This window comes from Pseudomonas sp. R62 (assembly GCF_000257605.1).
In the GTDB taxonomy this organism is placed as follows: domain Bacteria; phylum Pseudomonadota; class Gammaproteobacteria; order Pseudomonadales; family Pseudomonadaceae; genus Aquipseudomonas; species Aquipseudomonas atacamensis.
Genome location: NZ_JH635999.1, coordinates 1,092,514 through 1,100,463 on the forward strand (window position 1 = coordinate 1,092,514; position 7,950 = coordinate 1,100,463).

The following is a 7,950-nucleotide window of genomic DNA, read 5'->3' on the forward strand; positions in this document are numbered from 1 at the left end:
CAGCCGATCGTCGTTCGCGGCTTTTCGACGTAGGCACGCATGACCAGCAGCATTTCACTGCTGACATCTTCGGCCAGGCGAGCGAGTTTGCTGGCGTATTCGATTGCTGACTGCGGATCATGGATGGAGCAGGGGCCAACGATGACCAGCAGGCGCGGGTCTTCACCGTCGAGGATGGCGCGCACCGCCTGGCGATGGGCATTGACCTGCTGATGCAGGGAGTGGCTGAGCGGTAATTGCTGTTTGAGCTGCAACGAGCTGGGCAGGCGCAGGGTCAGCGCTTCGTTGGCAGAATCGAGGGTGGACAGTGGCAAAGCGGAAACTGAAGAGTTCATGTTCGGTCTTCCTGGGCGGATGGCGGGTTTTTCCCGCGCACTCGGCCCTACTGGGGTGTTCGACAAATGGCCGTACTGGCTAGGCGTGTGTGTTTGCCACCGGTAGGTGACCGATCGGAGGCGGCAGGCTGTCCCGAGCGGAGGCTGGTAAATCGCCAGGCGCTAAAGCTGTCGTAACGGTAATAAGTGGCGTAGTTCATGGTGGAATCCTCGAAGTGTGGTGTGTCGCTGAAAGTGATGGGCCTGAAAAAACAAAACCCCCGGTCGGGAGGCCGACCGGGGGTTGAGAAATCTCTGGTAGGCGACCCGTTATCATGGGCGCCGTTTGGGTATCAGGCGCGCCAGTGGCTAAACCAATACCCAAAATAAAAGTTGTCTGGAGCGCAGGCGTCGTGGACCCACGCAGCCGCAATCGAGCGCGAGGCGCTGGCGATGCAAGACTGTGAAGAGGCGTTGAACATGGTCTGTCTCCGATGAATACGCCGAGCTTACTCGACGCTGATACGCGTCAGCAATCAGAAAATGCTATTGCGTGCCGAGCGAAACGGCTATCACTGGTAAACGATCTGGTTAAAGTACATTTTTACGATTGGAGAGAGCTGAATGAGTTATCGAATTCGGCATGCCACCCATGATGATCTTGCGTTTGCGCGAGATCTGACCTGTCGCAACATGCTGCGCTATTACATTGACCACGATCTGTTGTGGCAGGACGAGGCATTCGACGCAGGCTGGCAGTATCGTGAGAACTGGATGATCCTCCAGGATGAACTGCTGATCGGCTTTGTCAGTCTGAGCGAGGATGCCCGAGCGCTGTACATACGCGAATTGCAGATTGATCATCCGTGGCAAGGGCAGGGCGCCGGTTCCTGGGCCATTGATCAGGTGATCGAGATGGCTCGGCAGGCAAGGCGACCGGCACTGCGGCTGACAGTGTTTGACAATAACCCGGCGCAAAAACTGTATGCATCTAAAGGACTGCACATCGTGGGCAGGGATGAGTGTTTCCTCAGGATGCAGCTCGATTTGAGTACAGCTGTGCTCTGAAACCCACAGCCGGCAGGCCCTGAATGACGAATTGAAACTTTTTAAATGCGGCTTTCCGCTAGGTCTGTCTGGCACTTTTTGCTAAGGTGTCCGGCATCCCAATAAGACCATATCGCGAGGTGTCTGCTTGATTAGGGTGCTAGTGGTCGACGACCATGATCTCGTTCGTACAGGCATTACACGGATGCTGGCCGATATCGATGGCCTGCAGGTGGTGGGTCAGGCCGAGTCAGGTGAAGAGTCCCTGATCAAAGCCCGTGAATTGAAGCCTGACGTAGTGCTCATGGACGTCAAGATGCCCGGCATCGGCGGCCTCGAGGCCACACGGAAACTGCTGCGCAGCCACCCGGACATCAAGGTGGTTGCCGTTACGGTGTGCGAGGAAGACCCTTTCCCGACGCGTTTGCTGCAGGCCGGCGCCGCCGGTTACCTGACCAAGGGGGCGGGTCTCCCGGAAATGGTTCAGGCCATTCGGCTGGTTTTCGCCGGGCAGCGTTACATCAGTCCGCAGATCGCTCAGCAGTTGGCGATCAAATCATTCCAGCCAACCAATGATTCGCCGTTCGATGCCTTGTCGGAGCGGGAAATCCAGATTGCCTTGATGATTGTCGGCTGCCAGAAGGTCCAGATCATTTCCGACAAGTTGTGCCTGTCGCCGAAAACCGTGAACACCTACCGCTACCGCATTTTCGAGAAGCTTTCGATCAGCAGCGACGTCGAGCTGACACTGCTCGCGGTGCGTCACGGCATGGTGGATGCCAGCGCCTGACCATGACCGAGACATTTGATTCCAGTGCTTTCCTGTCGACCGTCAGCGGTCGCCCGGGCGTCTATCGCATGTTCGACAGCGAGGCGCGCCTGCTGTATGTCGGCAAGGCGAAAAACCTGAAGAAACGTCTGGCGAGCTACTTTCGCAAGACCGGGCTGGCGCCGAAAACGGCTGCACTGGTAGGGCGTATCGCTCAGGTCGAGACGACCATCACCGCCAACGAAACCGAAGCGCTGCTGCTGGAACAGACGCTGATCAAGGAGTGGCGCCCGCCGTACAACATCCTGCTGCGCGACGATAAATCCTATCCGTACGTGTTTCTCTCCGACGGACAGTTTCCGCGCCTGAGCATCCATCGCGGCGCCAAAAAGGCCAAGGGCAAGTATTTCGGCCCCTATCCGAGTGCCGGCGCCATACGTGAAAGCCTGAGCATCCTGCAAAAAACCTTTTTCGTCCGCCAGTGCGAGGACAGCTATTACAAGAATCGCACCCGTCCGTGCCTGCAATACCAGATCAAACGCTGCAAGGCGCCATGCGTGGGCCTGGTCGAGCCTGACGTCTACGCCGAAGACGTGCGCCACTCGGTGATGTTCCTCGAAGGTCGCAGCCACGCGCTGACCAACGAGCTGTCCACCGCGATGGAAGAGGCAGCGATCAATCTCGAATTCGAACGCGCGGCCGAATTGCGCGACCAGATTGCCTTGCTGCGCCGGGTGCAGGACCAGCAGAGCATGGAAGGCGGAACCGGCGATATCGACGTTATTGCCGCATTCGTCAACCCAGGCGGCGCCTGTGTCCACCTGATCAGCGTGCGCGGCGGGCGCGTGCTCGGCAGCAAGAATTTCTTCCCGCAGGTCGGCATTGAGGAAGACGTTTCCGAGGTCATGGCAGCATTCCTCGGTCAGTACTACATCAGTAGCCCCGAACGCGATCTGCCGAGCGAACTGATCGTCAACGTGGTTCACGAAGACTTCCCGGCGTTGATCGAAGGGATTCACACCTTGCGCGGCCGTGAGTTGGCCATCAGTCATCGGGTGCGCGGTACCCGTGCGCGCTGGCAGCAACTGGCCGTGACCAACGCTGAGCAAGCGTTGGGCGCGCGTCTGGCCAACCGTCAGCACACCGCCGCGCGATTCGATGCGCTGGCCGAAGTGCTGAATCTGGATGAACCGCCGCAACGCCTGGAATGCTATGACATCAGTCATTCCAGCGGCGAAGCCACTGTGGCCTCTTGCGTGGTGTTCGGGCCGGAAGGCGCGATCAAGTCGGATTACCGCCGCTACAACATCGAAGGCGTCACCGCCGGCGACGACTACGCGGCCATGCACCAGGCGTTGACTCGCCGCTTCAGCAAACTCAAGGACGGCGAGGGCAAGTTGCCGGACATCCTGCTGGTCGACGGTGGCAAAGGCCAATTGTCGATGGCCCGTGATGTGCTCAACGAACTGGCTGTGCCGCATCTGATCCTGTTAGGCGTCGCCAAGGGCGCCACGCGCAAGGCCGGTTTCGAAACGTTGTATCTGAATGATGCAGCCCACGAGTTCACCTTGCGCGGCGATTCACCCACCTTGCACCTGATTCAGCAGATCCGCGATGAGGCGCACCGCTTCGCAATTACGGGGCACCGCGCTCGTCGCGGCAAGACCCGCCGAACCTCAACGCTGGAAGGCGTGGCAGGGGTAGGGCCGACCCGCCGCCGTGACCTGTTGAAACATTTTGGTGGATTGCAGGAGCTGTCTCGTGCAAGCATCGAAGAGATCGCCAAAGCCCCGGGGATCAGTAAAAAGCTCGCTGAGTCGATTTATGCGAACCTGCATAGTGAGTAGAATGCCCCTTCACCTCGTAGCCAGTTGTGCCGATGAATATCCCTAATCTGATTACCGTTCTACGCGTCCTGCTCATCCCGATCTTTATTTTGCTGTTCTATCTGCCCTACGAGTGGAGTTACATGGCCTCCGCTTCGGTGTTCGCCTTCGCGGCCGCAACCGACTGGCTCGATGGTTACCTGGCGCGCCGACTGGAGCAGAGCACACCGTTCGGGGCGTTTCTCGATCCGGTCGCCGACAAGCTGATGGTCGCTGTTGCCCTGGTCTTGCTGGTGCAGGAACACGGCAATCTTTGGCTGACGCTGCCAGCGGCGGTCATCATCGGTCGTGAGATCGTGATTTCGGCCCTGCGCGAATGGATGGCCGAACTCGGCGCACGAGCGCAGGTGGCCGTTTCCAATCTGGGCAAATGGAAAACCGCTGCGCAGATGCTCGCGCTGGTGATTCTGCTGGCTCATCCAAAGGCATTCAGCTTCTGGGTCGTGCTCGGTTATACGCTGCTGATCGTATCGGCAGGGCTTACCCTGTGGTCGATGGTTCAATACCTTCGCGCTGCCTGGCCGCACCTGAAGACCGACGTCGAAAAGAAATAAAAGTTTTTTGAATCAAGGGGTTGACGGGGCATCTTAATTCTATAGAATGCGCCACACCAAGCGGGAATAGCTCAGTTGGTAGAGCACGACCTTGCCAAGGTCGGGGTCGCGAGTTCGAGTCTCGTTTCCCGCTCCAATTTGTACAGTGTTTGTTGTTGTGCTACTGACAGCAAAGACTTTGAGGCCGAGTAGCAAAATGGTTATGCAGTGGATTGCAAATCCACCTACGCCGGTTCGATTCCGACCTCGGCCTCCACTATCAAAAGCCCCGTAGATCAATGATCTACGGGGTTTTTTGTTGTCTGCAAAAAACTGGTATTCACATGTTTGCGGAGGGTCAATCAGTCAAGCACGATCCGGTCTGGATGTGGCTGGCACCTTCCACCGTGAGATTCGAGAAAAAGATGCAGCCAATGAGCCGCGCGAACAGCGTCAATGTCTCTGCAAGATCGGGGTTGTCAAACAGAACAGCCCTTGAGTCCAGAGCACATAAGGCACCCCAGAGTCTCCCGTCCGGCAGAAAAACAGGCGCGCCTGCGTAGCTTTCAATCGAATATTGCTTCACCACAGGACGTGACGACAGTCGTCCATCCTGGCTGATTTGTGGAAGGAAGAGGGCTTGAGGATTTCGTCGAAACTCACTGCAGAGCGTAGTTTCCAGATCCAGCGTATCGCCAACATTTATTCCCAGTTCAATCGGATCGTACGCCGAACAAACGATCCACTCTGTTTCCGTGAATTTTGCGATACCGGCGAAGCGTGTACCGGTCAGACGGGTGACAAGCTGCAGGATGTTGGTAGTTGCTTCGATCTCGGCAATCGCCGAGCGCTCCTCTTGGCTTAAAGACGCTTTTAGAACGGTGTCACTCATTTGCATGGAATCAAATCTCCTGATTGCTTGTACATCCCTGAGCTCTGCTCTGGTGACGTTCTGTGAGGCGTGATCGTGGTTGAAGGGGGGCGTGCTAATTACCTTTCATCGATTTCGGCGCCATCCTTTAGCGTAGACATCCCGTCCAGTCTTGGGTTGCCTGCTCATAATCTCAATCGATGAAAAATCTGTCACTCGTGCAGCTAAGGTGATGGTGAGCAACTGAATCTTTTGAGTTTATCGTCCCAATTTCCAGGCGGGTTGCTGCGATTTGCCAGTAACCTCGGCGTCTACTTCAAGCAAACTCCGTAGCTACCTGATTTCTGGGGCTTTTTGATTTTCAGCGGTCAGCGATATTTAGTTCGCAAATCGCGCACTCCAAACTTGCTTCACCGGGACGTGATGTATATATTCCCCGCTCGGCTTTTCAGGCAGTCATCCTGTCAGGATCGCAACCGCAAGGCTGAACAAAGCAACGCCGCGCTACCGCCCGAATGGCGAAACTGGTAGACGCATGGGACTTAAAATCCCCCGCTCGTAAGGGCGTGCCGGTTCGATTCCGGCTTCGGGCACCATCTTAAATCAAGGGTTTGCGGGCGAAAGCTGATGCAAGCCCTTGTTTGTTTCTGGTCCGCTATTTTGGAGTTGGTCCGCAATTCACTTGGTAGGCATGACCTTTTTGCCTTTACGGTTGCGGATGTACTGCTCGGTCATAACCACCGTCGTATGCCCAAGTTGATCTCTGGCTTGCAGAATGTCACCGCTGGATTCTGCCTTGTCTGTACCCGCCTTGGCGCGCAAGTCGCGCATCTGAAATTCAGCTTTCGGCACGTCGGCCGCCTCCCTGGCCAAGTCGAATCTCCTGCGCAACATCGCCACCGTCATCGGTGTGCCGTCCTCTGTAACGATCAGCCGCGTCGAGCGGACCTTGTGTTCTGACTTGCGGGACATGATTCGATCAATCAAAACCTTCAGCTCCCCCGTTATCTCGATCTGCCGCTTCGCCTTTGTCTTGCCCTGCAACACCCAAATCTGCCCGTCGCGCACGTCCCGCTCATCCATCAGCCGGGTATCGGTCACCCGTTGCCCGGTAAGATAGGCGAGGTCCATTGCGTCTTGCAGGCCCACATCTGCCTTGTCGTGCACGCGCTTGAACAGCGCATCCTCGACATACGTGTCCTGGCCAGATTCCTTGTTGCCCTTGATGCCCGCGCACGGATTGGCAAGAGACGTGTAACCCTTGTCCCGAGCGTAATTCCAGATGGCGCTGAGCAGTGCCTTCTCTTGCGCCATGTCAGGTACTGGCGTACGTGCAACGGCTCGATCGTTTCCAGCGGCGCGGGTGGGTCGTCGAAGAAAGCGATCAGATTCTTCAGCTCGCGCTTGTTGTCAGCCTGGGTGGCTGTGCCTTTGGTGGGGACGACGTCGACCATGTATTTTTCGGCGACGTAGCGGAACGTGATGACCTTGGCGACCAGATCGGTTGCGGTGCGATCACGCTCAAGCTTCGCGTACTCCATGATCGCCAAGCCGTAGTCGCTGCCCAGCGGAATTTCCTTGCGGTCCTTTCCGCCCGTGTCGTAGTAGTAAAACACCCGGCCGCTGGCTTTCTTACGTTCACGCAGCCTGACGATCGAGCCGGGTTTACTTGGTCGTCTTCCCATGTCAGCTGGCCTTACGTGATTTCCATACGGGCTTTTCAGATTCAAATGCGCCGACGGCGGTGACGCTCGGCCAGCCGTTCACTTTAATCGTATGGCGGACGCCGTTCTTTTTCAGGTTGAGGATCTGTCCTGCCTTGGTCCGCGCGCCGGTGAGCTCGCAAACCTCCTCGTGAGATAGAAACTGGATGGTCATGTGATGCTCCATGCCGCGCGTGGCGGCACAAGGTGGTTATAGGGTGGCTTTGGCGATAGCGGCCCGGGCCTTTGAGATCTCGGCGAGCTCTTGCTGATGTTCCGGAGTGGTGTACTTGAACTCGTTCGCTAGGAGCGTCCAGCGCTCGACGGCAAGGCTCAGGGCTGCGACCAGCTCTTCGTGCAGTCCGCGTTCCTCCCGACCGATATCCCAGAAGCGCAGACCCCAATGTCCGGCCGGAGGCGGGTTGCTGTTCTGCGCGCCGAGGGCCAGCGCTCCGACCACAGCATCCAGCAGGTCACGCTTGTAGGCGTTGTCTAATTCCATAAGGAAACACTCATGACCTGGTACAAATCAGGAACGGTATCTGTCGCCCAAAATTCCAGCGCCGTGATCGGCACCGGCACTGCTTTCATCGCAAACAGTCGTGTGGGTGATGCTTTCCGGGGGCCGGACGGCAATTGGTATGAGGTCGTCAACATTGCGAGCAACACCGCGCTGGCCATCTCGCCGAACTATCAAGGGCCAAATGCGGCAGGTGGCGTGTACGCGCTGGCACCGATGGAAGGCTATGTGAAGGCGACAGCTGATGCGCTCCGGGAAGCATCCCGCCAAGTGGGGGACGCACTGGATGGCCTTGAGGAAAGCGTCC

General features: G+C 57.3%; 6 protein-coding genes, 3 tRNA genes and 4 pseudogenes. 8 read left to right on the top strand and 5 right to left on the bottom strand.

The features are described from left to right. Positions 1-335 (bottom strand): annotated as a pseudogene (locus OQK_RS23180) (3-deoxy-7-phosphoheptulonate synthase); the annotation flags it as partial. 603 nt (positions 336-938) lie between these two features. Here OQK_RS23180 and OQK_RS23185 point away from each other — a divergent pair. The 6 genes from OQK_RS23185 (at position 939) to OQK_RS23210 (ending at position 4,826) form a co-directional block, all read left to right on the top strand. Next, the gene (locus tag OQK_RS23185; protein WP_016774511.1) at positions 939-1,382 is read left to right on the top strand and encodes a GNAT family N-acetyltransferase; all 444 of its coding nucleotides are present in this window, start codon (positions 939-941) and stop codon (positions 1,380-1,382) included. A 127-nt stretch (positions 1,383-1,509) separates the two neighbouring features. Continuing rightward, positions 1,510-2,151, top strand: a complete 642-nt coding sequence (gene gacA, locus OQK_RS23190) for a response regulator transcription factor GacA (RefSeq protein WP_024012761.1) — start codon at positions 1,510-1,512, stop codon at positions 2,149-2,151. A 2-nt stretch (positions 2,152-2,153) separates the two neighbouring features. Further along, a complete protein-coding gene (gene uvrC / locus OQK_RS23195; RefSeq protein WP_016774512.1) occupies positions 2,154-3,977 on the top strand; it encodes an excinuclease ABC subunit UvrC in 1,824 nt (607 codons plus the stop codon). Positions 3,978-4,009: 32 nt separating this feature from the next. Beyond that, entirely contained in the window at positions 4,010-4,570 is a 561-nt protein-coding gene (pgsA, locus tag OQK_RS23200) for a CDP-diacylglycerol--glycerol-3-phosphate 3-phosphatidyltransferase (RefSeq protein ID WP_016774513.1), read from the top strand. Positions 4,571-4,630: 60 nt separating this feature from the next. Next, positions 4,631-4,706: transfer RNA gene (locus OQK_RS23205), tRNA-Gly, on the top strand. Positions 4,707-4,752: 46 nt separating this feature from the next. After that, positions 4,753-4,826, top strand: a tRNA-Cys gene (locus OQK_RS23210). An 81-nt stretch (positions 4,827-4,907) separates the two neighbouring features. On the opposite strand, the gene OQK_RS23215 is transcribed toward OQK_RS23210, so the two are convergent. Next, positions 4,908-5,441, bottom strand: a complete 534-nt coding sequence (locus tag OQK_RS23215) for a GAF domain-containing protein (protein ID WP_163012213.1) — start codon at positions 5,439-5,441, stop codon at positions 4,908-4,910. A gap of 488 nt (positions 5,442-5,929) precedes the next feature. On the opposite strand from OQK_RS23215, the gene OQK_RS23220 reads away from it, so the two are divergent. Further along, positions 5,930-6,016: transfer RNA gene (locus tag OQK_RS23220), tRNA-Leu, on the top strand. Between the two features lie 82 nt (positions 6,017-6,098). On the opposite strand, the pseudogene OQK_RS23225 reads toward OQK_RS23220, so the two are convergent. The 3 genes and pseudogenes from OQK_RS23225 to OQK_RS23235 form a co-directional block, all read right to left on the bottom strand. Further along, a pseudogene (locus tag OQK_RS23225) lies at positions 6,099-7,105 on the bottom strand (tyrosine-type recombinase/integrase). Position 7,106: 1 nt separating this feature from the next. Beyond that, on the bottom strand, positions 7,107-7,298 hold the full coding sequence (locus tag OQK_RS23230; protein ID WP_024012764.1) for a DUF4224 domain-containing protein: 192 nt from the start codon (positions 7,296-7,298) through the stop codon (positions 7,107-7,109). A gap of 36 nt (positions 7,299-7,334) precedes the next feature. Next, a pseudogene (locus OQK_RS23235) lies at positions 7,335-7,616 on the bottom strand (hypothetical protein); the annotation flags it as partial. A 21-nt stretch (positions 7,617-7,637) separates the two neighbouring features. On the opposite strand from OQK_RS23235, the pseudogene OQK_RS23240 reads away from it, so the two are divergent. After that, positions 7,638-7,950: pseudogene (locus tag OQK_RS23240) on the top strand (hypothetical protein); the annotation flags it as partial.

Bases quoted from the DNA above. Each gene is read 5' to 3' on its own strand.
- OQK_RS23185 (WP_016774511.1), top strand. From the start codon at position 939: ATGAGTTATCGAATTCGGCATGCCACCCATGATGATCTTGCGTTTGCG.
- uvrC (WP_016774512.1), top strand. From the start codon at position 2,154: ATGACCGAGACATTTGATTCCAGTGCTTTCCTGTCGACCGTCAGCGGT.
- pgsA (WP_016774513.1), top strand. From the start codon at position 4,010: ATGAATATCCCTAATCTGATTACCGTTCTACGCGTCCTGCTCATCCCG.
- OQK_RS23215 (WP_163012213.1), bottom strand. From the start codon at position 5,441: ATGAGTGACACCGTTCTAAAAGCGTCTTTAAGCCAAGAGGAGCGCTCG.
- OQK_RS23230 (WP_024012764.1), bottom strand. From the start codon at position 7,298: ATGACCATCCAGTTTCTATCTCACGAGGAGGTTTGCGAGCTCACCGGC.